Source organism: Ruegeria sp. CDSA079, assembly GCF_059612245.1.
Genome location: NZ_JBXWQF010000023.1, coordinates 1 through 21,754, shown reverse-complemented (window position 1 = coordinate 21,754; position 21,754 = coordinate 1). Strand labels below are relative to the sequence as shown.

The 21,754-nt window shown below is 55.6% G+C and carries 26 protein-coding genes and 1 pseudogene; 17 read left to right on the top strand and 10 right to left on the bottom strand.

Annotated elements, in window-relative coordinates; translation table 11 throughout:
• The first annotated feature begins 68 nt into the window (after positions 1 to 68).
• From AC2FJZ_RS18975 to AC2FJZ_RS18945, 7 genes are all read left to right on the top strand, one after another.
• Positions 69 to 680 carry a 50S ribosomal protein L21 gene (locus tag AC2FJZ_RS18975; protein ID WP_050602451.1) on the top strand — a complete coding sequence of 204 codons (612 nt, stop codon included), beginning with the start codon at positions 69 to 71 and terminating at the stop codon, positions 678 to 680.
• An 11-nt stretch (positions 681 to 691) separates the two neighbouring features.
• The gene (gene rpmA / locus AC2FJZ_RS18970; RefSeq protein WP_050602452.1) at positions 692 to 961 is read left to right on the top strand and encodes a 50S ribosomal protein L27; all 270 of its coding nucleotides are present in this window, start codon (positions 692 to 694) and stop codon (positions 959 to 961) included.
• 95 nt (positions 962 to 1,056) lie between these two features.
• Positions 1,057 to 1,665: a LysE family translocator gene (locus tag AC2FJZ_RS18965; protein WP_496669894.1), complete on the top strand. Its 609-nt coding sequence runs from the start codon at positions 1,057 to 1,059 to the stop codon at positions 1,663 to 1,665.
• Positions 1,662 to 2,198 carry a GNAT family N-acetyltransferase gene (locus AC2FJZ_RS18960; protein WP_050602454.1) on the top strand — a complete coding sequence of 179 codons (537 nt, stop codon included), beginning with the start codon at positions 1,662 to 1,664 and terminating at the stop codon, positions 2,196 to 2,198. The genes AC2FJZ_RS18965 and AC2FJZ_RS18960 overlap by 4 nt, the downstream gene beginning before the upstream one ends.
• A 37-nt stretch (positions 2,199 to 2,235) precedes the next feature.
• Entirely contained in the window at positions 2,236 to 3,270 is a 1,035-nt protein-coding gene (obgE, locus tag AC2FJZ_RS18955; RefSeq protein ID WP_496779586.1) for a GTPase ObgE, read from the top strand.
• Positions 3,258 to 4,364, top strand: a complete 1,107-nt coding sequence (proB, locus tag AC2FJZ_RS18950; protein ID WP_496779584.1) for a glutamate 5-kinase — start codon at positions 3,258 to 3,260, stop codon at positions 4,362 to 4,364. Before obgE ends, proB begins: the two co-directional genes overlap by 13 nt.
• A 33-nt stretch (positions 4,365 to 4,397) precedes the next feature.
• Positions 4,398 to 5,660 (top strand): glutamate-5-semialdehyde dehydrogenase, encoded by a 1,263-nt coding sequence (locus AC2FJZ_RS18945; RefSeq protein ID WP_496779582.1) that lies wholly within the window; start codon positions 4,398 to 4,400, stop codon positions 5,658 to 5,660.
• Here AC2FJZ_RS18945 and AC2FJZ_RS18940 read toward each other — a convergent pair.
• Positions 5,657 to 6,253 carry a histidine phosphotransferase family protein gene (locus AC2FJZ_RS18940; protein ID WP_496779580.1) on the bottom strand — a complete coding sequence of 199 codons (597 nt, stop codon included), beginning with the start codon at positions 6,251 to 6,253 and terminating at the stop codon, positions 5,657 to 5,659. The genes AC2FJZ_RS18945 and AC2FJZ_RS18940 overlap by 4 nt on opposite strands.
• A gap of 42 nt (positions 6,254 to 6,295) precedes the next feature.
• Here AC2FJZ_RS18940 and AC2FJZ_RS18935 point away from each other — a divergent pair, with 42 nt between their 5' ends.
• From AC2FJZ_RS18935 to tsf, 5 genes are all read left to right on the top strand, one after another.
• Positions 6,296 to 6,478, top strand: a complete 183-nt coding sequence (locus tag AC2FJZ_RS18935; RefSeq protein WP_050602459.1) for a DUF3553 domain-containing protein — start codon at positions 6,296 to 6,298, stop codon at positions 6,476 to 6,478.
• Positions 6,479 to 6,582: 104 nt separating this feature from the next.
• Complete coding sequence (olsB, locus tag AC2FJZ_RS18930) at positions 6,583 to 7,338, top strand: L-ornithine N(alpha)-acyltransferase (RefSeq protein WP_496779578.1); 756 nt, start codon at positions 6,583 to 6,585, stop codon at positions 7,336 to 7,338.
• Between the two features lie 5 nt (positions 7,339 to 7,343).
• Positions 7,344 to 8,180: a lyso-ornithine lipid O-acyltransferase gene (olsA, locus tag AC2FJZ_RS18925; protein WP_496779576.1), complete on the top strand. Its 837-nt coding sequence runs from the start codon at positions 7,344 to 7,346 to the stop codon at positions 8,178 to 8,180.
• 166 nt (positions 8,181 to 8,346) lie between these two features.
• Positions 8,347 to 9,147: a 30S ribosomal protein S2 gene (rpsB, locus tag AC2FJZ_RS18920; RefSeq protein WP_050602462.1), complete on the top strand. Its 801-nt coding sequence runs from the start codon at positions 8,347 to 8,349 to the stop codon at positions 9,145 to 9,147.
• Positions 9,148 to 9,223: 76 nt separating this feature from the next.
• Entirely contained in the window at positions 9,224 to 10,099 is an 876-nt protein-coding gene (tsf, locus tag AC2FJZ_RS18915; RefSeq protein ID WP_496669905.1) for a translation elongation factor Ts, read from the top strand.
• Between the two features lie 369 nt (positions 10,100 to 10,468).
• Here the strand turns inward: tsf and AC2FJZ_RS18910 are convergent, their stop codons facing one another.
• The 3 genes from AC2FJZ_RS18910 to AC2FJZ_RS18900 all read right to left on the bottom strand — a co-directional run bounded on the left by AC2FJZ_RS18910 (position 10,469) and on the right by AC2FJZ_RS18900 (position 12,779).
• On the bottom strand, positions 10,469 to 11,224 hold the full coding sequence (locus AC2FJZ_RS18910) for a LuxR family transcriptional regulator (RefSeq protein ID WP_496779574.1): 756 nt from the start codon (positions 11,222 to 11,224) through the stop codon (positions 10,469 to 10,471).
• Positions 11,221 to 11,670 carry a type II 3-dehydroquinate dehydratase gene (gene aroQ, locus AC2FJZ_RS18905; RefSeq protein ID WP_050602465.1) on the bottom strand — a complete coding sequence of 150 codons (450 nt, stop codon included), beginning with the start codon at positions 11,668 to 11,670 and terminating at the stop codon, positions 11,221 to 11,223. The genes AC2FJZ_RS18910 and aroQ overlap by 4 nt, the downstream gene beginning before the upstream one ends.
• 113 nt (positions 11,671 to 11,783) lie before the next feature.
• Positions 11,784 to 12,779, bottom strand: a complete 996-nt coding sequence (locus tag AC2FJZ_RS18900) for an NADPH:quinone oxidoreductase family protein (RefSeq protein WP_496779572.1) — start codon at positions 12,777 to 12,779, stop codon at positions 11,784 to 11,786.
• 149 nt (positions 12,780 to 12,928) lie between these two features.
• Here AC2FJZ_RS18900 and AC2FJZ_RS18895 point away from each other — a divergent pair, with 149 nt between their 5' ends.
• Together AC2FJZ_RS18895 and AC2FJZ_RS18890 are read left to right on the top strand one after the other, a co-directional pair.
• Positions 12,929 to 13,747, top strand: coding sequence for an SDR family oxidoreductase (locus tag AC2FJZ_RS18895; RefSeq protein WP_496779570.1), 819 nt, complete (start codon positions 12,929 to 12,931; stop codon positions 13,745 to 13,747).
• Positions 13,748 to 13,761: 14 nt separating this feature from the next.
• On the top strand, positions 13,762 to 14,790 hold the full coding sequence (locus AC2FJZ_RS18890; RefSeq protein ID WP_496779568.1) for a phosphotransferase family protein: 1,029 nt from the start codon (positions 13,762 to 13,764) through the stop codon (positions 14,788 to 14,790).
• Positions 14,791 to 14,814: 24 nt separating this feature from the next.
• Here AC2FJZ_RS18890 and AC2FJZ_RS18885 read toward each other — a convergent pair whose 3' ends face one another.
• Complete coding sequence (locus AC2FJZ_RS18885) at positions 14,815 to 15,426, bottom strand: 2-hydroxychromene-2-carboxylate isomerase (protein WP_496779566.1); 612 nt, start codon at positions 15,424 to 15,426, stop codon at positions 14,815 to 14,817.
• A gap of 194 nt (positions 15,427 to 15,620) precedes the next feature.
• Between AC2FJZ_RS18885 and AC2FJZ_RS18880 the strand changes: the two genes are divergently transcribed.
• Both AC2FJZ_RS18880 and AC2FJZ_RS18875 read left to right on the top strand, forming a co-directional pair.
• Positions 15,621 to 16,853 (top strand): serine hydrolase domain-containing protein, encoded by a 1,233-nt coding sequence (locus tag AC2FJZ_RS18880; RefSeq protein ID WP_496779564.1) that lies wholly within the window; start codon positions 15,621 to 15,623, stop codon positions 16,851 to 16,853.
• A 52-nt stretch (positions 16,854 to 16,905) separates the two neighbouring features.
• Positions 16,906 to 17,775, top strand: coding sequence for an acyl-CoA thioesterase (locus AC2FJZ_RS18875; RefSeq protein ID WP_496779562.1), 870 nt, complete (start codon positions 16,906 to 16,908; stop codon positions 17,773 to 17,775).
• Here the strand turns inward: AC2FJZ_RS18875 and AC2FJZ_RS18870 are convergent.
• A complete protein-coding gene (locus AC2FJZ_RS18870; RefSeq protein WP_496669915.1) occupies positions 17,772 to 18,539 on the bottom strand; it encodes an SDR family oxidoreductase in 768 nt (255 codons plus the stop codon). The genes AC2FJZ_RS18875 and AC2FJZ_RS18870 overlap by 4 nt on opposite strands.
• A gap of 178 nt (positions 18,540 to 18,717) precedes the next feature.
• Here AC2FJZ_RS18870 and AC2FJZ_RS18865 point away from each other — a divergent pair.
• Positions 18,718 to 18,828: pseudogene (locus AC2FJZ_RS18865) on the top strand (IS30 family transposase); the annotation flags it as partial.
• Between the two features lie 25 nt (positions 18,829 to 18,853).
• Here AC2FJZ_RS18865 and phoB read toward each other — a convergent pair.
• The 4 genes from phoB to pstA all read right to left on the bottom strand — a co-directional run.
• Positions 18,854 to 19,543, bottom strand: coding sequence for a phosphate regulon transcriptional regulator PhoB (gene phoB, locus AC2FJZ_RS18860; protein WP_050602472.1), 690 nt, complete (start codon positions 19,541 to 19,543; stop codon positions 18,854 to 18,856).
• Between the two features lie 12 nt (positions 19,544 to 19,555).
• Positions 19,556 to 20,257 (bottom strand): phosphate signaling complex protein PhoU, encoded by a 702-nt coding sequence (phoU, locus tag AC2FJZ_RS18855; RefSeq protein ID WP_050602579.1) that lies wholly within the window; start codon positions 20,255 to 20,257, stop codon positions 19,556 to 19,558.
• 25 nt (positions 20,258 to 20,282) lie between these two features.
• The gene (gene pstB / locus AC2FJZ_RS18850) at positions 20,283 to 21,080 is read right to left on the bottom strand and encodes a phosphate ABC transporter ATP-binding protein PstB (RefSeq protein WP_496779560.1); all 798 of its coding nucleotides are present in this window, start codon (positions 21,078 to 21,080) and stop codon (positions 20,283 to 20,285) included.
• A gap of 12 nt (positions 21,081 to 21,092) precedes the next feature.
• The coding region (gene pstA, locus AC2FJZ_RS18845) for a phosphate ABC transporter permease PstA (protein ID WP_496779558.1) at positions 21,093 to 21,754 on the bottom strand (662 nt) is incomplete at its 5' end.

Genomic DNA, 21,754 nt, shown 5'->3' with positions numbered 1-21,754 from the left:
TCGAGGTGGCGAAAGCCAGAAACACCCGGAAGGGGACCACAGAACGCGGGAATGAAAAGGAAAGACGCATGTTTGCGGTCCTCAAGACTGGCGGCAAGCAGTACAAGGTTCAGGCGGGTGATATCCTCCGCGTTGAAAAATTGGCTGCCGACGCAGGTGAAAAAGTTCAATTCAACGATGTTCTGATGCTGGGCGGCGATGCTCCGGTTGTTGGTGCACCTTTCGTTGAAGGCGCAGGCGTACAGGCCGAAGTGATCGAACAGATCAAAGGTGACAAGGTCATCAAGTTCGTCAAACGCCGTCGTAAGCACAGCTCGAAGCGTACCGTTGGCCACCGTCAGAAACTGACTCTGGTCAAGATCACCGACATTCTGGCATCTGGCGCAGACAAGTCGGGCCTGAAAGCTGCTACTGGTTCCGCGCCTGCTGGCGAAGCTGCTCCGGCAGCAAAGCCTGCCAAGAAAGCAGAAGCCAAGGCAGAAGCACCCGCCGCTGCTGCTGCGGACGATCTGACCGCGCTGACCGGCGTCGGCCCTGCCGCTGCCAAAAAGCTGAACGAGGCCGGTATCGAGAGCTTTGCCGCTCTGGCCGCCTTGTCGGACGAGCAGATTGCTGCTATCGAAACGGTCAAAGTGAAACCCGAATGGGTTGAGCAGGCCAAAGAGCTGGCTAAAGGCTAAGGAGAGAGAGAATGGCACATAAAAAAGCTGGCGGTTCCTCCCGTAACGGTCGCGACTCAGCTGGTCGCCGCCTTGGCGTGAAACTGTATGGTGGCCAGGCTGCCATCGCAGGCAACATCATCGTGCGTCAGCGCGGCACCAAGTTCTGGCCGGGCGAAGGCGTAGGCATTGGCAAAGATCACACCATCTTTGCAACCGTCGATGGCGCCGTGAAGTTCCACAAGGGGCTCAAAAACCGCACCTTCATTTCGGTCCTGCCAGTGGCGGAGGCCGCAGAGTAAGCCGAAACCCAGAAGGTTTAAGAAAAATTCATGGGGGACCGGCACAAAGTGCCGGTCCCTTTTTCGTTTTAACGAAGTCGTGATCAAACAAACCGATGACAGTCGCAACCACCAGTTTCCTGATCTTTGCCGCCTCTCAGGTCGGCACGCCGGGACCGGCCAATATGGTCCTGCTAGGAACAGGTGCGCGTTATGGGTTTCGGGCAGCATTGCCTTTTGTTGGCGGTGTTATTCTGGGCAAGCAGCTGATCATTTGGCCGGTTGGTTTTGGTTTGTTGCATCTCGCTGAGCAGGCACCTGCGGTGTTTACGGCGCTCAAATACGTGTCGGCGGCCTATATAATGTGGCTGGCTTGGAAAATTGCCAATACGCGCTTGTCGCGGCAACAGGCTGACGGGAAAGCCCCTGGGTTTCTGGCCGGATTGATTGTTCATCCGCTCAATCCCAAGGCTTGGGCCATGATCATCGCCGGGTTCACCGGGTTTGTGGCTGCGGGGACACCTACTTTTGAAGCGACGATTACGATCGCTCTCTGTTTGTTGTTTTGTCAGGCGGTTCTTCATCCAATCTGGACTTTTGCGGGCGATAGAATTGCCCACGCGGTTGAAGGACAGCCAGTTGAAAAATATCTGATGTGGACGTTGGCCGGCCTTACGGTTGCGTCCGTACTTTTCGTGTTGTTCGGAGGAGGAACACACCAATGAAGCTTGAAGCAATAATAAATCAGCCGGTCATAGAAACCGAGCGGTTCGATCTGCGCCCTTTGCGTCGGTCGGATATGGGACTGATCGAGCACTACGCCGGTGACGAGCGTGTGGCGCGCATGACGACCAGTATCGCACATCCGCTGGCGCCCGGCTCGACCGAGGCCTTTGTGACCCGTTCAATGGCTGAAGACCGGGACGAAGATGTCTGGGTTATGGATGCCATCAAAGATGGCGGGCCGGAACTGATTGGTCTGATCACGCTGAAGCGGCTGGATAGGAATCAGTCCGAAGTCGGCTATTGGGTTGCTCCGATCTATTGGAATACGGGCATTGCCTCGATGGCTGTCGAAGCTCTGGTAAACGCCAACCCGCTGGAGAACGCCACCATGTTTGCCAGCGTATTTCAGGACAATCCGGCATCAGCTCGGGTTCTGACACATTGCGGGTTCCAGTATCTTGGCGATGCAGAAAGCTATTCGGTGGCGCGCGATGCGAATGTGCCCACCTGGACATACAGTAAAAAACTCTGACTTGTGGCCGATGGGGCCTTTGCAGTAGGGGACACACATGAAATTTCTCGATCTTGCAAAGGTCTACATCCGGTCCGGGGCCGGCGGTGGCGGGTGCGTCAGCTTTCGGCGCGAAAAGTACATTGAATACGGCGGCCCAGATGGCGGGGACGGCGGCAAAGGCGGTTCCGTCTGGGTCGAAGTTGTGGACGGGCTGAACACCCTGATCGACTTTCGCTATCAGCAGCATTTCTTTGCCAAGAACGGCCAACCAGGCCGAGGTCAGCAGCGTACAGGTAAGGACGGTGACGATATCGTTCTGCGTGTCCCTGTGGGCACTGAAATTCTGGATGAAGACGAAGAAACCGTCATCTGCGACCTGACTGAAGTTGGGCAACGGGTTCTGCTGGCCAAAGGTGGTAACGGCGGGTTTGGCAACCTGCACTTTAAGTCCGCCACCAATCAGGCGCCACGCCGCGCCAATCCGGGGCAGGCGGGTATCGACCGAACCATCTGGCTGCGGCTCAAGCTGATTGCGGATGTTGGATTGTTGGGTATGCCCAATGCAGGCAAATCCACCTTTCTTGCGGCGACGTCGAATGCGCGCCCGAAGATTGCGGATTATCCCTTTACCACGCTGCACCCCAATCTGGGCGTTGTGGGTGTCGACAACGTGGAATTTGTGGTGGCCGACATCCCCGGTCTGATCGAAGGCGCGCATGAAGGCCGCGGCATCGGAGACCGGTTCCTTGGCCATGTTGAACGCTGCGCGGTGCTGTTGCATCTTGTTGATGGCACCTCGGAATCGGTTGCCGAAGATTACCGTACGATTATTCACGAGCTTGAAGCCTATGGTGGCGAACTGGCTGAGAAACCCCGAATTACCGTTCTGAACAAGATCGATGCTCTGGACGATGAAGAGCGTGAATTAGCCAAAGCCGAACTGAAAGAGGCTGTTGGCGGCCCCGTCATGACCATGTCGGGCGTTGCGCATCTGGGTGTGACCGAGGTTCTGCGCGCGTTGCGGTCACAGATTGACGACAATCGTGTGCGCCAGATACCTGCTGAGGAGGCGCAGTCTTGGCAGCCCTGACCTCAGCGCGGCGTCTGGTGGTGAAGATCGGGTCCGCTTTGCTGGTGGATCGCAACACCGGATTGCTTCGGTCGGACTGGTTGACTTCATTGGCTCAGGATGTGGCCTGGCTCAAGGGGCAAGGGACAGATGTTATTCTGGTCTCTTCCGGGTCAATTGCGTTGGGACGCGGTGTGCTGGGCTTACCGATGGCTGCGCTGCCTTTGGAAAAATCACAAGCTGCCGCCGCGGTGGGTCAGATCCGTCTGGCACGGGCGTATGAAGAGGCTCTGACACCTCATCAGATCACAACGGCACAGGTGCTGGTGACGCTGGAAGACAGCGAGAACCGCCGTCGCTATTTGAATTCACGAGCCACTCTGGAAACGTTGCTGGGCCTTGGTGTTGTTCCGATCGTGAACGAGAATGACACCGTCGCTACGGACGAAATCCGATATGGCGACAATGACCGCCTGGCCGCGCAGATTGCGGTAACGGTTGGGGCCGACCAACTGATCCTGCTGTCCGATGTAGACGGGTTCTATTCGGGCAATCCGAACGAAGACGCCTCGGCCACGCGGTTCGAGACTATTGATCGGATCACGCCCGAAATTGAGGCGATGGCAGGTGATGCAGGCTCGGGCCTGTCCAAGGGTGGGATGAAGACAAAACTTCTGGCCGCCAAGATGGCCACCGCGGGTGGGTGCGCAATGGCAATTACTGAAGGATCGACTCTGAACCCACTGAAATCGCTGGTAAACGGTGCAAATTCAACTTGGTTCACGGCGACTCTGGACCCTCACGCCGCCCGAAAACGTTGGATTTCTGCGATGAAACCACGCGGAGAGATCACAGTGGATGACGGGGCTGCGAATGCTCTGGCCAATGGCAAAAGCCTGCTGCCTGCAGGTATTGTCGAGGTGACTGGCGATTTCGGGCGTGGTGATCCGGTTGCTGTTCTCGATCCCAATGCCCGCAGACTGGCCCAAGGGATCAGCCGCTATACCGCGCAAGAGGCTGACGCGATCAAGGGGCGCAAGTCTTCCGAGATTGAGGCGACGCTAGGCTACCCGGGCCGCGCGGCCTTGATCCACCGGGATGATCTGGCCCTGTAAGCACTGAGAAAGACGACCTGAAAGGCACGCGACATGAAAGATTTCGACAGCATTCCCGCTCTGATGGCCGATCTTGGGAAACGCGCCAAAGAGGCCTCGCGTGATCTGGCTTTTGCAAGCGCCGAACGCAAGCATGCCGCCTTGATTGCGGCAGCTGATGCGGTTTGGGCTAATCGGGCAAAAATCATCGAAGCGAACCAGAAGGATCTGGCGTTTGGCCGTGAAAAGGGCCTGAGCCCGGCGATGATGGATCGTCTGATGCTGGATGAGGGCCGTGTTCAGGGCATGGTCGATGGGTTGCGCACCGTGGCGGATCAAGCCGATCCGGTAGGTGAGGTTCTGGCCGAATGGGAACGCCCCACTGGATTGAAGATTGAGCGGGTACGTACGCCTTTGGGCGTCATTGGCGTGATCTATGAAAGCCGACCCAATGTGACCGCCGATGCAGGTGCTCTGTGCCTGAAATCCGGCAATGCAGTCATCTTGCGTGGTGGGTCCGAGAGCTTTCATTCGTCGACCGCGATCCATGAATGCCTGGTCGAAGGGTTGAAGGCCGCCAACTTGCCCGAGGACGCCATTCAATTGGTGCCCACGCGAGATCGCGCGGCGGTGCAGGAGTTGCTGACCCTGACTGATTATGTCGATGTCATCGTCCCGCGCGGTGGCAAGGGGTTGGTGGGTCTGGTGCAGCGCGAGGCCCGTGTGCCGGTCTTCGCTCACCTGGAAGGCATTGTTCACATCTACATCGATAAAGCCGCCGATCCGCAAAAAACGCTGGATGTCGTTCTGAATGCGAAGACCCGCCGAACCGGTATCTGCGGTGCGGCTGAATGCCTGTTGGTACATCAGGATGTCGTTGAAACTCTGGGCCGCGAGGTCATCTCGGCGTTGCTAGCTGCCGGTGTCGAGGTGCATGCCGAAGGTGCGCTGGCGGTTGAGGGCACACAGGCCGCGACGTCAGACGACTGGGGTAAGGAATTCCTTGATAGTGTGATTGCGGCCAAACCCGTAGCAGATATTGACGCGGCGATTGCACATATCCGGCAATTTGGGTCCAACCACACCGATTGCATCATGACCGAAGACGACTCGGCGGCGGCACGCTTCTTTGAACGTCTCGACAGTGCCATCCTGATGCACAACGCCTCGACACAGTTCGCAGACGGCGGTGAATTCGGAATGGGGGCAGAAATCGGGATAGCTACGGGCAAGATGCACGCGCGCGGACCAGTGGGCGCGGCGCAACTGACCAGTTTCAAGTATCTCGTCCGTGGGGATGGAACGACCCGGGCTTAAAACCTGAGCGAAACGCGCGTTGCGGCGGTTTCCACCGCGATGCGCCGTCCTACCGCTTTGGCTGTTTCCGGCAACAAGGCAAACTGTACCTGCGCTGGGGTCAGTTTGTTCGGAAAACGCCCCGTGGTTACGTGTTTCCATAAGTCGCTGTCTACGTTCAGCTTGTCTGCTGAACCTGTGACGGTCCATGCCTCACCCTGGCTTGTGATGTCGACCGTGCCACCCAGCGGCATGGCGCTTTCGCAACACATCAATGCCAGAAAGGCCAGTTTGACCTGATTGCGCGAGACAGGCTTAGTCAGGTGCCAGTTGACCCGCACACGACCCGCGCGTTCTACATCATTAAGCAGTTCGGTGATTTCGGCCCGCCCAAGCGGTTGGTCGCTGGCCGAGCCGAAGGCCACGCGAAAAAAGCGAATGCGCGCGCCCGCACTGCCCACACTGCCCGAGATCAGTTCCATCTCGGGGCCTTGCACCGCGCCAACCATGTCCAACAGCTCAAGCCCGTTGGTGATGGCCCCAATAGGGCTGATCAGATCGTGGCAGATCCGAGAGCCGATCAACTCGGCCAGGTTGACGTCTGTAGCGCCCATGCGTACCTCCTGCTGTATCTGCCACCGGAACCAGGAGCCCCTATGACAGACATGAATGCTATTCTTGCACCGGGCATGTTTGTCCGCCACCCGGATTTTCCCGAATGGGGCGTTGGACAGGTTCAATCCAACATCGCAGGCAAGATCACCGTGAACTTTCGCGAGCAGGGGAAAGTGGTAATCGACGGAACGCGCATCGCCCTGATGCCGGTCTTTGATCCGTGAAACTGGTTTAGGAAAGGTTAACAACTGTGACCAAACCAGCAGTTGTTGCCTTCGACTGACCAACTGCGGTATCAGCGGCGAAAAGAAAAACGGACACACTCCTTATGCCGGATACAGGCCCATCCTTCACTATCAAGCTGGCTGAGACCGAGGCGGAGATACAAGCTGCGCAACGCCTGCGCTATGACGTCTTCGTGCGCGAGCTGGGTGGAGGCGGCGAATTGGTCGATCACGAGGCGGAGTTGGAGAAAGACCGGTTTGACCCGTATTTCGATCACATGTTGGCCTATGATGACAGCACGGGCGAAATCATCGGTGTTTACAGGATGTTGCCGGGCGAACGTGCGGCGGATTTGGGTCAATTCTATTCGGAAGATGAATATGATCTGACGGTGCTGAAGAACAGCGGCCGCAAGTTGCTGGAACTGGGTCGGTCTTGTGTGCATCCCGACTATCGCGGCGGCACCGCCCTGTATCATCTGTGGAACGGTCTGGCGGCCTATGTCGCCGAGCGCGAGATTGAGGTGCTGTTCGGGGTGGCAAGTTTCCACGGCACGGATGTCACCGCATTGGCGCAGCCGTTGTCCATGTTGCATCACAACCATCTAGCACCGCCTGAGTTGCGGGTAAGAGCGCAACCTGACGTTTTTCAGCCCATGGATTTGGTCGCAAAAGACTCGTTGGATCGGCGTGCTGCCATGGTTCAGGTGCCAGCTTTGATAAAAGCCTACCTGAGACTCGGCGGTTTCGTGGGTGAGGGTGCCTTTATAGATCATAAGTTCAACACCACCGATGTGTGCCTGATCCTAGACACCGCTCGTATGAACGACCGGCAGCGCCGCATGTATGGCGGAGCCTGACAATCGTGAACGATCCGGCTTGGAACAGTGAGGATGCGCCAGATCCGGTCGACCCTGGAGTGATCCTTTGGATTTTGGTCATTGTGCGCGGGGTGCCGCTGGCTCTTCTGGTTTTTGGCGGCTTGATCGTTCTTTTGGCTGTCCGGTTGATCGAGTATCCGTTGTGCGGGGTGCACCGGCCCGTGACGCCGTTCATCTCGCAATTTGTCTGCCGGAATGCATTTCGTATTCTTGGTATGGGGTTCAAAACCTCCGGCGTTTTGATGAAAGAGCAGGGGGCAGTGGTGGCCAACCATACTTCCTGGTTGGATATTTTCGCTCTGAACGCGCGTAAGAGGGTCTATTTTGTGTCGAAGGCCGAGGTTGCAAAATGGCCCGGAATCGGATGGTTGGCGCGTGCAACCGGAACCGTGTTCATCCAACGAGACCGGGCGAAGGCCAAAGAACAGACCAAAGTGTTTGAGACCCGTCTGAAAGCAGGTCACAAGCTGCTGTTCTTTCCAGAAGGCACCTCGACGGATGGATTGCGTGTTTTACCATTTAAAACAACGCTCTTTGCCGCGTTCTTCGCAGATGAATTGCGCGATTTCTTGTATATCCAGCCGGTTTCGGTCGTCTTTCACGCGCCCAAAGGGCAGCCCAAACGGTTTTATGGCTGGTGGGGAGATATGGAGTTCGGCCCGCATCTGTTGAAGACGCTCGGGGCGCGCAGACAAGGGTATGTCGAGTTGATCTACCACGCACCTGCGCGGGTCAGCGACTTTGATAATCGAAAGGCGCTGGCCGCTCACTGCGAAGAGGCGGTCAGGCACGCCCATGCTTTGGCTTTGCTTGAAAAATAAGGGCAATTGGCCCTTGCGCTGCTTTCAATCCTGCCGTATACGCGCGCCATTCAAACCCGCAGGCGGGGTTTGGGCTTTGTAGGGGAGAAATCCCTATCTGGCCCGCCGGTTGGAGCATCCGCTTCTTTCACCCCCGCCGAGGCGTAAACCGGAAAAGGAAAATAGCATGGCTCTTCCCGAGTTCTCCATGCGTCAGCTGCTGGAAGCTGGCGTTCACTTTGGTCACCAGACACAGCGTTGGAATCCCCGCATGGGCCCGTTCATCTACGGCTCGCGCAATGGCATCCACATCATGGACTTGACCCAGACCGTTCCGATGCTGGATCAGGCTCTGCAGGCCGTTCGTGACACCGTTGCAAAAGGCGGCCGCGTTCTGTTCGTTGGTACCAAGCGTCAGGCGGCAAGCCCGATCGCTGAAGCGGCTGAGAAATCGGCTCAGTACTACATGAACCACCGCTGGCTGGGCGGCACGCTGACCAACTGGAAAACCGTTTCCCAGTCGATCAACCGTCTGAACCAGATCGATGAAGCGATGGAATCGGGCGCCGAAGGCCTGACCAAGAAAGAGCGTCTGGGCATGGAACGTGACCAGGGCAAACTGCAGGCTTCGCTGGGCGGTATCCGCGAAATGGGTGGCGTTCCGGACCTGCTGTTCGTCATCGACGTCAAAAAAGAAGCACTGGCCATCGCCGAAGCCAACAAGCTGGGTATCCCGGTTGTGGCTGTAGTCGACACCAACTGCTCGCCCGATGGCGTTGACTATATCATCCCTGGCAACGACGACGCAGCCCGCGCGATCTCTCTGTATTGCGACCTGGCCGCACGTGCCGCTCTGGACGGCATGACCGCTCAGATGGGTGCAGCTGGCGTTGACCTGGGTGCCTTCGAAGAAGCGCCGGTTGAAGAAGCCGTTGCTGAGGAAGCACCTGCAGAAGAAGCCGCTACGGAAGCCAAAGCCGAAGCGTAAGCTGCCCGTCACGTAAATGACATATGGGGCAGGGTATGACCTGCCCCAATTCCGTTTGAATTGAGGAGAGCCAAAGATGGCAATCACAGCAGCAATGGTTAAAGAACTGCGCGACTCGACCGGCGCAGGCATGATGGACGCAAAAAAAGCGCTGACCGAAACCGGCGGCAACATGGACGAGGCCGTTGACTGGCTGCGTACCAAAGGTCTGGCCAAAGCGGCCAAGAAGTCGGGCCGCACCGCAGCCGAAGGTCTGGTCGCTGTTCACGTTAACGGTGGCAATGGTGTTGCTGTCGAGGTGAACTCGGAAACCGACTTTGTCGCGAAAAACGCAGAGTTCCAGGAAATGGTTGGCAAGATCGCGTATGCAGCTGAAGGCGTGGACAACGTCGAAGCTCTGCTTGCAGCTGATCTGGGCGGCAAGAACGTTGCTGACACTCTGACCGACAAGATCGCCACCATTGGCGAAAACATGTCCGTGCGCCGTATGGCCAAACTGTCTGGCGACACCGTTGTGTCCTACGTCCACAACGCAGCCACCAACGGCATGGGCAAAATCGGTGTTCTGGTTGCTCTGTCGGGCGGTGACGAAGCCATCGGCAAGCAGGTTGCAATGCACATTGCAGCTGTAAACCCGGCGGCTCTGTCCGAAGCGGACATGGACCCTGCGGTTGTCGAGAAAGAAAAACAGGTTCAGATGGACATCGCCCGCGAATCCGGCAAGCCGGAGCAGGTAATCGAAAAGATGATCGTTGGCCGCATGAAGAAATTCGTCGCCGAATCAACTCTGCTGAACCAGTCCTTCGTTGTGAACCCTGACCTGACCGTTGAAGCCGCGGCTAAAGAAGCTGGCGCAACCATCACCGGTTTCATCCGTCTGGAAGTTGGCGAAGGCATCGTGGTCGAAAAAGAAGACTTCGCAGCCGAAGTTGCAAAAGCCGCTCAAGGCTAAACGTTTTTCGAAAACGCTCCGCTTGGGGCCTTTTCCCGAAAAACAATAGGGTTACGCCAAGCGTGACCCTTTTTTGATTTCTACAAGCTGTGTATCGGATCTGAGATTTGGGAAGTTTAAATGGAGGGCCCCGCTTGATGGGGATGGTCGGGGCCCCCCAAAATTCCGACACTGATGCGCTGATGAATAGACGCCCCTTTGTCAGAGTGATTGGAGAGCTCTGGTATTGCAAAGATCCAACCGAATGTTCCCAGGCTAAAGCCACCACTCACGGAACACTCTCACTTTGCAACTTTTGGGCTAGTTTTGAAAAGTAGTGTTTTCCTTACCTAGGGTAAACTGACGCGGGATGGCGTCAAAATGTAGCGATCAGGCTTCCATTATGAACATCTGATTGTGTAGCGATGCCTTTAGAACGGCTTGAGCCGTTGTTTCGACAGACAGTGCTTCTCGTGCGAGTCGCAGATGCTTTTCCACGGTGGCCGATGTCAGCCCCATCAGCAGCGCGATGTCCTGGGTGGTTTTTCCATCGCCGACCCATTCCAGAGCTTCCCGTTGCCGTTTCGTCAAAGCCCGGTTTGGCGGGTTGAACGGCAAGGTCAAAATTTTCAGATGTGCCACATTGTTCATCAATAGGATGTCTTCGCCATGCTCTTGCCAGATGGCGTCAATCTCTTCCTGGCTCATCCCGTTCTTTGCTGAAAGGGAAATCGCACCTTTGGAACGCATTGAGACGGAATTGAAACTAACCGTATAGCCAGCCACAACGTCCATAGATTTGTTGAACTCGAATACTCTGCGCTCTTCGTTGGTCAAAGTGCCGCTGGACTTCATATCCTGCAGCATCTTCCAGCTTGCAGCGCCTTCATTGTTCAGCGCCCATTTCAGCATGGGGGCGTGAAAATAAAGTCCGTCTTTCAGAAACCCGTCCACATACGTGCGTTTGTGGTTGGTCAGGATCACAAAATCCTCGGGGTCGCCCAAGGACGTCGCCGTTCTATAAACCGTATAGCCGTAGATCAGTCGCCCAAACCCATACTCATTCATTTGTCGGCAGTGCGCATCCCAAAGATCTTCCAAAGTCTTGGTGTAGCTGACAAACCGCAGGTATTCTTTCAGGGTCATGCCGCACCACCTGCTCTCAAGTGCACGGCCAGCGCATCCAGGGCCAGGATGTAACCCTGCGCGCCAAATCCGCAGATCTGGCCCAGAGCGACCGGAGCGATATAGGATTTGTGACGGAACGCCTCACGGGCATGTATGTTTGACAAATGAACTTCGACCACTGGCAATTCTACTGACGCAATGGCGTCCATCAGCGCGATTGATGTATGCGTGAACGCACCTGCGTTCAGTACCAGACCGCTTTGAACTCCGCGTGCAGCGTGAATTGCGTCAAGCAAGACACCTTCGTGGTTGGATTGCAGATGCGTCACTTCTAACCCAACAGACACGCCATGCTGAACGCAGTGTTCTTCGATCATGTGTAAAGTCGTGCTTCCGTAAACCTCGGGCTGACGGGTGCCCAGAAGATTGAGGTTTGGGCCATTTAATACCAGTACTTTATGCATGTCTTCACAATCCCCATTAATGGTTCATAGACGGCAAAAGGCCAGAATGTCCACCAGTCTCAACGCAACCAGGCCAGGGTTGAGGCTTTAAGGCCAGCCTTGGTAACACGCATCTATTCCATCGTTATAACCAGTTTTCCAAGGACCGAGCGCTTCGACACATGCTCTAATGCGTCAGGGGCCCGCGTCAGTGGGAAACTCGCACTGATGTGGGGTTTGATCAGCCCCGCGGCATACTGCGCGAACAGCTCACTGACGTTCCTGGCATGTCCTTTGGGATCACGGAAGACAGATGCGCCCCAGAAAACACCAACGATCTGGCAGCCTTTCAACAAGGGCAAGTTCAGCGGAATCTGCGGGATGCCTGCAGGGAACCCCACAACCAAGTACCTTCCATTCCAGGCCACACAGCGTAAGGATGGCTCGGCCAGGTCTCCTCCCACTGGGTCATAAACCACATCCACACCATTTGGGCCCGCAATTCTTTTGACCTCCGCCGAAAAGGCTTTTTGTGCATCTTTGTCCAAATCATGCGGGTAAATCACGACTTCATCCGCACCAATCCGGCGGCAGAACTCGGCTTTTTCCGCTGAAGAAACACCCGCTATCACTTTGGCGCCCATGGTTTTTCCAAGTTCGATAGCGGCAGATCCCACTCCACCAGCTGCGCCCAGCACCAAGAGTGTTTCGCCTGTCTTCAGATTGGCCCGATCCTTGAGTGCGTGATAAGATGTGCCATAGGTGAAGATGAAGCAGGCGGCCTCATCATAGGGCATCGCGTCAGGTATCTTGATGGCACTGTCGGCCCGGATTGTTGCGTGGGTCGCAAAACCATCATGTCCTGTCAGAGCAAGAATGCGGTCACCGACCTTGAACCCAGTGACATTTTCACCCAACGCCAACACGTCGCCAGCAATCTCACCTCCCGGAGCAAAGGGTCGAGGTGGTTTGATCTGATACAGATCCCGGATAATCAGCGTATCCGGGAAGTTCACGCCAGCCGCTTTGACAGCAACCAACAACTGCCCCTTACCGGGTTGCGGATCGGGCAAGGTGGTGAGTTCCAGTGTTTCGGGTCCGCCCGGTGCGACGCTGAGTAACGCTTGCATACGACCTCTGTTCTGCCTGTAACTTGTCTTTGGGAAGTTTTGGTGCCGACGATGAGTTTGTCAACGTGAACGACCGCCGTTTGCCGTAACGGCAATAGGTGGGTCATAACAGGCTCTAACAGGCACAAACTAAAGCGAGGAGTACAATTATGACGCCAGACACCCTGTTTTCTCTTGAGGGCAAGACCGCACTCGTCACAGGTGGCGCGACAGGGATCGGGCGCATGGCGGCCGAGGCGTTGGTCAGGGCTGGCGCGCGCGTTTTGATCGCCTCGCGCAAAGGGGATGCGTGCGCCGAGGTGGCGGCTGAGCTGAACGCATTGGATGCACCGGGATGCGCCGAGGGTTTTACCGGAGATATCGGGAGCGAGGAAGGTATCGCAAGCCTTGTCTCTGACATTCGAAAGCGTACGGAAAAGCTTGATATTCTTATGAATAACTCAGGCGTGTCCTGGGGTGCTCCGCTGGGTCAGTTTCCCTATGACGCTTGGGGTAAGGTGATGTCTGTCAATGTCGCAGGGATTTTCGAACTGACACAGCGACTTTTGCCTTTGTTGATGAAATCTGGAACAGCCGATGATCCTGCCAGGATCGTCAATGTGGGATCTGTGATGGGTGAAGTGCCTATGGGGGACGGAGCGTATAGCTATTCGGCCTCAAAAGCCGCAGTTCTGCATCTGACCAAGATCATGGCTAAAGAGCTTTCGCCATACCACATAACGGTTAACGCATTGGCGCCGGGACCGTTTGTCTCTCGCATGACAGCATTTGCCACGGCGGACGAGGGCACCCGCGAAAAGGTGGGCAAATCGGTTCCGCTGGGCCGGGTCGGGCGCGACGAAGACATTGCAGGTTGCATGCTGTTTCTGTGCGGGCGCGGCGGCAGTTATGTGACCGGAGCAGTGATCCCGGTTTCAGGCGGAATCAACGTGGTGACGGCGGGCAACATCTTTGCAGAAGCCTTGTGAGTGGAAGACAAGCCATGAGCACTGACACCAATCTGGATCTTGCTGCGGTAGACAGGTATCTCAGCGCAAATCTTTCCGGTTACGAAGGCCCGCTGGAGGCGAAGAAGTTCGCGGTTGGGCAGTCCAACCCGACCTTTGAGCTTCGAACGCCCGGCAACACCTATGTGCTGCGGCGAAAGCCACCCGGCGTTCTGCTGAAATCGGCTCATGCAGTTGATCGCGAGTTCAGAGTTCAAAGCGCGCTGGCAGGCAGTCAGGTGCCCGTGCCCAACATGTTCCTGCTGTGCGAAGATGACAGCGTTATCGGCTCAGCCTTTTATGTGATGGAGCGTCTGCACGGCAGGGTCTTTCCGGAACCAACCCTGCAAGGCGAAAGCAACGAAACGCGCACGGCTGTAATGGATGAGATGAACAGGGTTCTTGCCCAGTTGCATATGGTCGACATTGATGCCGTGGGCTTGTCCGACTATGGGCCGTCGGGCAATTACTATGAACGCCAGATCGCACGTTGGACCAAGCAATATCGCGCGTCAGAGACTTCGGTGATTGAAGACATGGACGCTCTGGTGTCCGCGCTGGGTAATTCGGTACCCGAAGATGACGGGCAGCGTACGCTTGTGCATGGGGATTATCGTATCGACAACCTGATGTTCGCATCAAATGGAACTGGCTGCATCGGTGTTCTGGATTGGGAACTGTCAACGATAGGTCATCCTTATGCGGATTTGGCGGCCGTGATCATGCAATGGCAGCTGCCTCCGGGAAACCAAGGACGCGGATTGGCGGGAATTGATCGCGAAAGCTTGGGCCTGCCCAGCGACCAAGACTTTGTCGCCCGATATTGCAAACAACGCGGCTTGGGGGGCATCGACAATTTCGGGTTCTACTTGGCTTTCAATTTCTTCCGCATGGCAGGAATATTGCAGGGTGTATACAAGCGGGCGCTGGACGGAAATGCCTCAGACCCGGAACGCGCCAAGGCGTATGGTGCCTACGTACCACTCTTTGCCCAGCATGGTTTGAAAGCGCTGCGCGGCACATAAGAATAACGCCGTAACAGCCTGATGTTAATCACTACTATTCTTCGAAAGCTCTATCTCGACATTCGTTAGACTGTTCTTGCCAAAAAACATCTCAGACCCAACAAAAAGGCTGGGAACACCGAACACCCCGCGCCGTACATTGGCCTTGGTTTGTGCCTTCAAGTCTTGTTTAACTTCAGGATTGGTCATGGCCTCACGGATTTTGCGAGCGGGCAATTCGTTTTCCTGCAAAATGTCTATAAGCACGGCCATTTCGCCGGCCTTTTGCCCATGCACCCAAATAGCATCAAAAACAGCATTTATATATTTGGTTTCCCATGATTTTCCTCGCGCAAAATGTGCGCCACGCATCGCAAATTTCGTGTTTATCGGGAAATGTGGGCTCATATGAAAACTCAACCCGCGCCGCCGCGCGAAACGGTGTAAGTCATGAGTCAAATAGGCCGTTTTCTGGCGGTTCTCTGAGAAGGCTTGAAAAGGGCTTTGGTTGTGGGTCGCCTTGAAAACGATAGGTAGAAGAACAGGAACAAAGGTGATCTGAACATCGTGCCGCGCCGCAAGATCGGGCAGCATTTTGAGCGCCAGAAAAGCGTTTGGGCTGCAAAAGTCATAAACAAAATCGATATTTTGCGTCATGTTTTACCTTTCCGGTTGTCTGGAGTGATCGTCCCAAAACACACCCTGCGAATCTGGGTTAACACAGTCTAACATTTCAACGTGTGGCAGGCTTGCTTCGTCTGAGACGAAACCAGTTTTGGCGTAAGATATCACTGTTAATTCAACTCTCAAGCCGACACACTCAGCACGGACAACCGGATGGAAAAGGTCTAATGCCGCAACAAGAATTGATGTTTGATCAGGCGCGTTTGGATCGGATTCGGATCTGGATGGACCGCTATGTTGAGCAACGGAAATACGCAGGTTCGTCTTTTCTGCTGCGCCAAAACGGGTCCGAGGTCTTTTTTCACAAAAGCGGCCTGCGCAATCTGGAAAGCAACCTGCCATTTCAACGCGACACGCTGGTGCGCATTTATTCCATGACCAAGCCGATCACGTCGGTTGCCTTGATGATGCTGGCTGAACGCGGATCGTTCCATCTGGATGCTCCGTTATCGGAATTCTTGCCTGAATTCAAACACATGCGCGCGCTTGCTCCAAGGGCCGAAGCCTTGGATCAGACGGAACATGCGCCGTCGCCAACCTTGCATCAGGTGCTGACACATACCAGCGGTTTCAGCTATCCCTTCAACCCCGGAACTCTGCCCGAAGCCATGGAAGAGCAAGATCTTATGTTCAAGCCTGATCGAGGGCTTCTGGAAGATCGCGTGCGAGACCTGGCAAGGTTACCATTGGCCTTTCAGCCGGGGACGCGTTGGGAGTATTCGGTTGGCACAGATGTGCTGGGGCGCGTGATAGAAGTAGTATCAGGTCAGACGCTGGAGCAGTTCTTTCAGCAGCACATTTTTAAACTGCTGGATATGCGCGATACCGGCTTTTCAGTGCCATCTGGGGCAGGGGACCGATTTGCGTCGCTCTACACACCTCTGGCAGGAGATGCCATGGCGCTCAATTCGGCTGATCAGGGGGGTGACAGCCTGCGATTGGTCGACAGCTATGAAGGGTCGCCATTCATTCGCACAACGACCTTTTCGGGTGGCGGCGGGCTGATTTCAACACTTGATGACTATGCCAGGTTTGCAGACATGCTGCGCAATCGCGGCACTGGGAACGGGCACCGCTTGCTGGGTCCTAAGACCGTAGAGTTTATGATGCGCAATCACTTACCAGGCGATATCGCGTCGATGGGCCCCAAGAGTTTTGCGGAACAGCCAATGGAGGGCATGGGCTTTGGCCTCGCAGGGTCGGTTGTTTTGAACCCGGGACGGGTGCGGGTGCCAGGTTCAATTGGGGATTTCAGTTGGGGCGGCATGGCCTCGACCTACTTCTGGGTCGACTGGCAAAATGATCTGACGGCCGTGTTTTTCACCCAATTATCGCCGTCAAGTTCCTACCCATCTCGGGCCGAGCTAAAGGCGTTGGTTCACGCTGCCATGATTGAATGATCGCAACCGGACTGATACCCGGGGGTCGAGTAACTGACTGTGCGAGCACAACATGACCGAAGCGGAACGCATCTTACTGGATCTTCTGGATATTGAACGGCTTGAAGTCGATTTGTTCCGTGGAACGGGGTCCGGCGGTGAAACACCAACGCGAATTTTCGGCGGGCAGGTCATCGCGCAGGCTTTGGCTGCGGCGTACCGGACTGTGGAAGACCGTCTGTGCCATTCGCTCCATGCTTATTTCATTCGACCTGGTGATCCTGAACAACCTGTTATTTATCAAGTTGATAGAGCGCGAGATGGAGGTTCATTCACAACCCGCCGCGTCGTTGCCATTCAGCACGGCAAGCAGATCCTGAACATGTCTGCGTCGTTCCACGTTCAGGATGAAGGCTGGGATCATCAGCATCCGATGCCACCCGTAAACGCGCCCGAGAACTATCCGTCCCGTTCCGAATTGCGGCAGTCCTATGTTGACCGAGTGCCCGAGCGCCTGCGCGGCGAGTTGTTGCGCGAAAGACCAATAGAAGTACGCGAAGTGGACCATTTAGACCCATTTACCCCTAAAGTCTCTGATGACCGGAACCAGACCTGGTTTCGTATGGCCGCTGCGGCCTCCGCCGATGCGAGAACACAGCATCTTTTATTGGCCTATGCGTCCGACATGAACCTCATGTCCTCAGGCTTGCGACCACACGGCCTGAGTTGGTTTACCGGAGAGTTCAATGGCGCAAGCCTCGACCACGCGCTTTGGTTTCATGCGCCCGTCCAGTTTCAGAATTGGCATCTGTATGTGATGGATTCACCTTGGACGGGGCAGGGGCGCAGCTTCAATCGCGGCTCCATCTATTCTGAAGACGGCACTTTGATTGCCTCTGTGGCTCAGGAAGGGTTAATGCGTAAGGTTCAGAAAAATCGTTAAGAGATGCTGTTAAATTTCTGATTTAACTTGATCATTCCAGATAGCCATCTGTCATAATCCGCTGATTTTTGCTGCATGTAGTCCAAAACTTGCGGATGCGGCAGAACCAGAAACTGTTCGGCGTTTATAGCTTCTATACAAGCCTCGGCGACATCACTGGGGTCAAGCATTCCGTCAATCGATGCTACTGACACTTCGTGTCCTTCGGTCATTTTTGACCGGACACCTTGTGGGCACAAAACCGAGACCCGTATCCCGTGCGATCCGTATGTTAACGCAAGCCATTCTGCGAAGCCAACGGCGGCGTGTTTGCTTACAGCATACGGAGCTGCACCTGGTTGGTTCAGCAAACCGGCGGCTGACGCGGTCGTCAAAATGTATCCGCCGCCGCGCGCAATCATGCGTGGAACCATATGCCGCGCTGTCCAAATATGCGACATCACATTGATTTTCCAAATCCGTTCCCAGTCTTCATCCGGTACGTCCAAACCGCCAAGCGTCAGAATTCCGGCATTTGCGCAAAACAAATCAATTGGGCCGACAGTGTCTTCTGAAAAGTCGATCAGTGCTTTGATTTGATCTTCGTTGGCCACGTCGCAGGGAAACGCATGGCCACCGATTTGATCCGCCAAAGTATGCGCGCCGGCATCGTCGATATCTGAACACACGACCTGTGCACCTTCATGGGCAAAGCGTTCTGCCATTCCTCGACCAATGCCGTGCGCGGCACCAGTTACGACAACAGTTTTGTTTTCTAAGTCCATTTACGTTCCAGGGCGCTCAGCTTGAGTGCAGGAACAATGTCTGCTTGCATGAAGTTAATCAAGTTTGCAATCCTTTACCATAATACCAATTATCCGTTACACCCAGTTGCAGCTGCAATGTTAGAATGTCTCACATTAGCAAAGTAGAAATGGCACACTTCCCTGTCGAGCAGGCAGGATCGGAGCGGACAGCTGGTTCTGTGACCCGCAGGCTCACTGACAGAAAGGCACCGTCGAGAACACAAACAACAGGCTGAGAAAGTACTTGCCTCGCTCCACCGAACCGTCGCTCATTGTACTCGAACCAATGGCGCTCAGCCCAAAGCATACCCTGCGCCGCGTACGGTACGCACAGGATCTTCACCACCATGTTGTGTCAGCGCTTTGCGCAGCCGTCCGATGTGAACATCAACCGTTCGGGTATCCACATAGATGTCCCGGCCCCAAACACGGTCCAGCAACTGCTCGCGGCTCCAGACCCTGCCCGGCTTTTCCATGAAAGTGCTGAGCAGCCGGAATTCGGTAGGACCCAGTTTCAGAGGTTTGCTGTCGCGACTGACTTTATGGGTCTCAGAGTCCAGAACGATGTCGTCAAACTCCAGCCGAATGCCAACCGTTGCCGGACGAACCCGGCGCAGCTGAGTGCGGACACGTGCCATCAATTCGACAACGGAATATGGTTTGACCACGTAATCGTCCGCACCCGTTTCCAAGCCGCGCACCTTGTCGACTTCTTCGGTGCGCGCCGACAGCATGATGATCGGAATCGAACGTGTCTCGGGCCGGCTTTTTAGGCGTCGGCAAACTTCGATGCCGCTGAGATTAGGCATCATCCAGTCCAGCACGATGATATCCGGGCAGTCTTCATCCACCAGCAACATGGCCTCGTCGCCGCTTGCGGCCTTGGACACGCGAAAACCTTCTGCTTCAAGGTTGTACGCCAGGACTTCACGCTGTGCCAGCTCGTCCTCGACCACCAGAACCGTGGGTTGTTCTGCGGACATCTTGGTTGTCTCCTACAAGGTTTGCGAGGTGGTGTCAGCCTTCGGGCGCGCCTCGGCCGGACGTTCGCCGGTGACCAGATAAACCACCTGCTCGGCAATAGAGGTCACGTGATCGCCCATGCGTTCGATGTTCTTGGCGATAAAATGTAGGTGCATACATGATGAGATGTTACGCGGGTCTTCAGCCATGTAGGTCAGGAACTCGCGAAACAGACCATTGTACATCTGGTCGACATCTTCATCGCGATTGATGACATCGGTGGCCAGCTCCGCATCACGTTGAATATAGGCATCCAGCGCGTCGCGCAGCATCCGTTCGACCTCGCGCGCCATGCGCCGCAGCGCTGCGGCGCTACCGTTGATCTCTCCGGCATCAACCAACACCGTGGTGCGCTTTGCGATGTTCTTGGCATAGTCTCCGATCCGCTCAAGATTGCTTGAGACTTTCAGCACAGAAAGCACCAATCTCAGATCGCTGGCTGTGGGAGCACGCAACGCGATCAAGCGGGCCGTTTCCTCGTCGATGATATCTTCCAACGCATCAATGGCTTTGTCGCCCTGCCGCACTTGCTGCGCCAGTTCCGCGTCGCGGGTTTCCAGCGAGCGCGCCGCGCTCATTATAGCGGCCTCGACCAGACCGCCCATCTTCATGATATGCGCTTGGATCGCTTCGAGATCGCGGTCGAAAACGGATGCAATATGTTGTTCGGTCAAATCGGACATTTGTGAATACCTGTGCTCAGCCGATGCGGCCGGTGATGTAGCTTTCCGTGCGCGGATCTACGGGGTTGGTGAAGATCTGGCCAGTCTCTCCGAACTCGACCAGATTGCCGAGATGGAAGAAGGCGGTTTTCTGACTGACACGCGCTGCCTGTTGCATCGAGTGGGTCACGATCACTACCGAATAGTTTGCTCGCAGTTCGTCGATCAGTTCTTCAACCTGCGCGGTCGCGATCGGGTCCAATGCCGAGCACGGCTCGTCCATCAACAGAACCTCAGGTTCAGTCGCAACGGCACGGGCAATACAAAGGCGTTGCTGCTGACCACCAGACAGGCCGGTCCCGGGTGCGTGCAGGCGATCCTTAACCTCATCCCAGATGGCGCCACGACGCAGGGATTTTTCAACGATATCATCCAGATCGGCTTTGTTTTTAGCTAGACCGTGAATGCGCGGCCCATAGGCCACGTTATCATAGATCGACTTGGGGAATGGGTTGGGCTTTTGGAACACCATGCCCACCTTGGCGCGCAACTGAACCGGGTCAACGCGCTTGTCATAGATGTCTTCGCCATCCAGCAGGATATCGCCTTCAACCCGGCAGATATCGATCGTGTCGTTCATCCGGTTCAGACACCGCAAAAACGTGGATTTGCCGCAGCCCGACGGGCCGATAAAGGCGGTTACGGTCTTGTCTTCGATCGCTACATCCACGTCCTTGATGGCATGGGTGTCACCGTAATAGACCTGAACCTTTTTGGCGTTGATCTTGATATCTTTGGAGTCCACGGCTCTCTCCACTCGTGTCATGTCGTTCATTGTTGCCCCCTCTTACCAGCGGCGTTCAAAGCGGCGGCGCAAGATGATTGCGATGATATTCATAGTCAGCAGGAACATCAAAAGGATGATGATGCCGCCCCAGGCTTTCTCGTAAAACCCGACATCAGCGCGCGAGGCCCAAGTGTAGATCTGCGCGGGCATGGCCGAGTTCGGCTCGGTAAAGCCTGCGAGGAAGCCATCGGGATAACCGCGGGCCACAAAACCAACCATACCGATCAGCAGCAGCGGCGCGGTTTCACCCAAAGCTTGTGCCAGACCGATGATAGTACCGGTCAGGATGCCCGGCGCGGCGAGTGGCAGTACGTGATGGAACACAGCCTGCATTTTCGAGGCCCCTACCCCAAGCGCCGCATCGCGGATGGACGGTGGAACCGCCTTCAGCGAGGCGCGGGTTGAGATGATGATCGTTGGCAATGTCATGAGTGTCAGGACCAGACCACCAACCAGTGGTGCAGATTGCGGCAAGTGCATGAACTGGATGAACACGGCCAGACCCAGAATACCGAAGACGATGGATGGAACCGCAGCCAGATTCGAGATGTTCACTTCGATCAGGTCGGTAAACCTGTTTTGCGGAGCGAACTCCTCGAGGTAGATCGAGGCGGCCACGCCAATCGGCAGCGACAGGCCCAGCACCACCAGCATCATGAAGA

What these genes read in the sequence shown, in the direction of transcription:
- AC2FJZ_RS18975 (WP_050602451.1), top strand. Translation starts at nt 69, where the DNA reads ATGTTTGCGGTCCTCAAGACTGGCGGCAAGCAGTACAAGGTTCAGGCG.
- rpmA (WP_050602452.1), top strand. Translation starts at nt 692, where the DNA reads ATGGCACATAAAAAAGCTGGCGGTTCCTCCCGTAACGGTCGCGACTCA.
- AC2FJZ_RS18965 (WP_496669894.1), top strand. Translation starts at nt 1,057, where the DNA reads ATGACAGTCGCAACCACCAGTTTCCTGATCTTTGCCGCCTCTCAGGTC.
- AC2FJZ_RS18960 (WP_050602454.1), top strand. Translation starts at nt 1,662, where the DNA reads ATGAAGCTTGAAGCAATAATAAATCAGCCGGTCATAGAAACCGAGCGG.
- obgE (WP_496779586.1), top strand. Translation starts at nt 2,236, where the DNA reads ATGAAATTTCTCGATCTTGCAAAGGTCTACATCCGGTCCGGGGCCGGC.
- AC2FJZ_RS18945 (WP_496779582.1), top strand. Translation starts at nt 4,398, where the DNA reads ATGAAAGATTTCGACAGCATTCCCGCTCTGATGGCCGATCTTGGGAAA.
- AC2FJZ_RS18940 (WP_496779580.1), bottom strand. Translation starts at nt 6,253, where the DNA reads ATGGGCGCTACAGACGTCAACCTGGCCGAGTTGATCGGCTCTCGGATC.
- AC2FJZ_RS18935 (WP_050602459.1), top strand. Translation starts at nt 6,296, where the DNA reads ATGACAGACATGAATGCTATTCTTGCACCGGGCATGTTTGTCCGCCAC.
- olsB (WP_496779578.1), top strand. Translation starts at nt 6,583, where the DNA reads ATGCCGGATACAGGCCCATCCTTCACTATCAAGCTGGCTGAGACCGAG.
- rpsB (WP_050602462.1), top strand. Translation starts at nt 8,347, where the DNA reads ATGGCTCTTCCCGAGTTCTCCATGCGTCAGCTGCTGGAAGCTGGCGTT.
- tsf (WP_496669905.1), top strand. Translation starts at nt 9,224, where the DNA reads ATGGCAATCACAGCAGCAATGGTTAAAGAACTGCGCGACTCGACCGGC.
- AC2FJZ_RS18910 (WP_496779574.1), bottom strand. Translation starts at nt 11,224, where the DNA reads ATGACCCTGAAAGAATACCTGCGGTTTGTCAGCTACACCAAGACTTTG.
- aroQ (WP_050602465.1), bottom strand. Translation starts at nt 11,670, where the DNA reads ATGCATAAAGTACTGGTATTAAATGGCCCAAACCTCAATCTTCTGGGC.
- AC2FJZ_RS18900 (WP_496779572.1), bottom strand. Translation starts at nt 12,779, where the DNA reads ATGCAAGCGTTACTCAGCGTCGCACCGGGCGGACCCGAAACACTGGAA.
- AC2FJZ_RS18895 (WP_496779570.1), top strand. Translation starts at nt 12,929, where the DNA reads ATGACGCCAGACACCCTGTTTTCTCTTGAGGGCAAGACCGCACTCGTC.
- AC2FJZ_RS18890 (WP_496779568.1), top strand. Translation starts at nt 13,762, where the DNA reads ATGAGCACTGACACCAATCTGGATCTTGCTGCGGTAGACAGGTATCTC.
- AC2FJZ_RS18885 (WP_496779566.1), bottom strand. Translation starts at nt 15,426, where the DNA reads ATGACGCAAAATATCGATTTTGTTTATGACTTTTGCAGCCCAAACGCT.
- AC2FJZ_RS18880 (WP_496779564.1), top strand. Translation starts at nt 15,621, where the DNA reads ATGCCGCAACAAGAATTGATGTTTGATCAGGCGCGTTTGGATCGGATT.
- AC2FJZ_RS18875 (WP_496779562.1), top strand. Translation starts at nt 16,906, where the DNA reads ATGACCGAAGCGGAACGCATCTTACTGGATCTTCTGGATATTGAACGG.
- AC2FJZ_RS18870 (WP_496669915.1), bottom strand. Translation starts at nt 18,539, where the DNA reads ATGGACTTAGAAAACAAAACTGTTGTCGTAACTGGTGCCGCGCACGGC.
- phoB (WP_050602472.1), bottom strand. Translation starts at nt 19,543, where the DNA reads ATGTCCGCAGAACAACCCACGGTTCTGGTGGTCGAGGACGAGCTGGCA.
- pstB (WP_496779560.1), bottom strand. Translation starts at nt 21,080, where the DNA reads ATGAACGACATGACACGAGTGGAGAGAGCCGTGGACTCCAAAGATATC.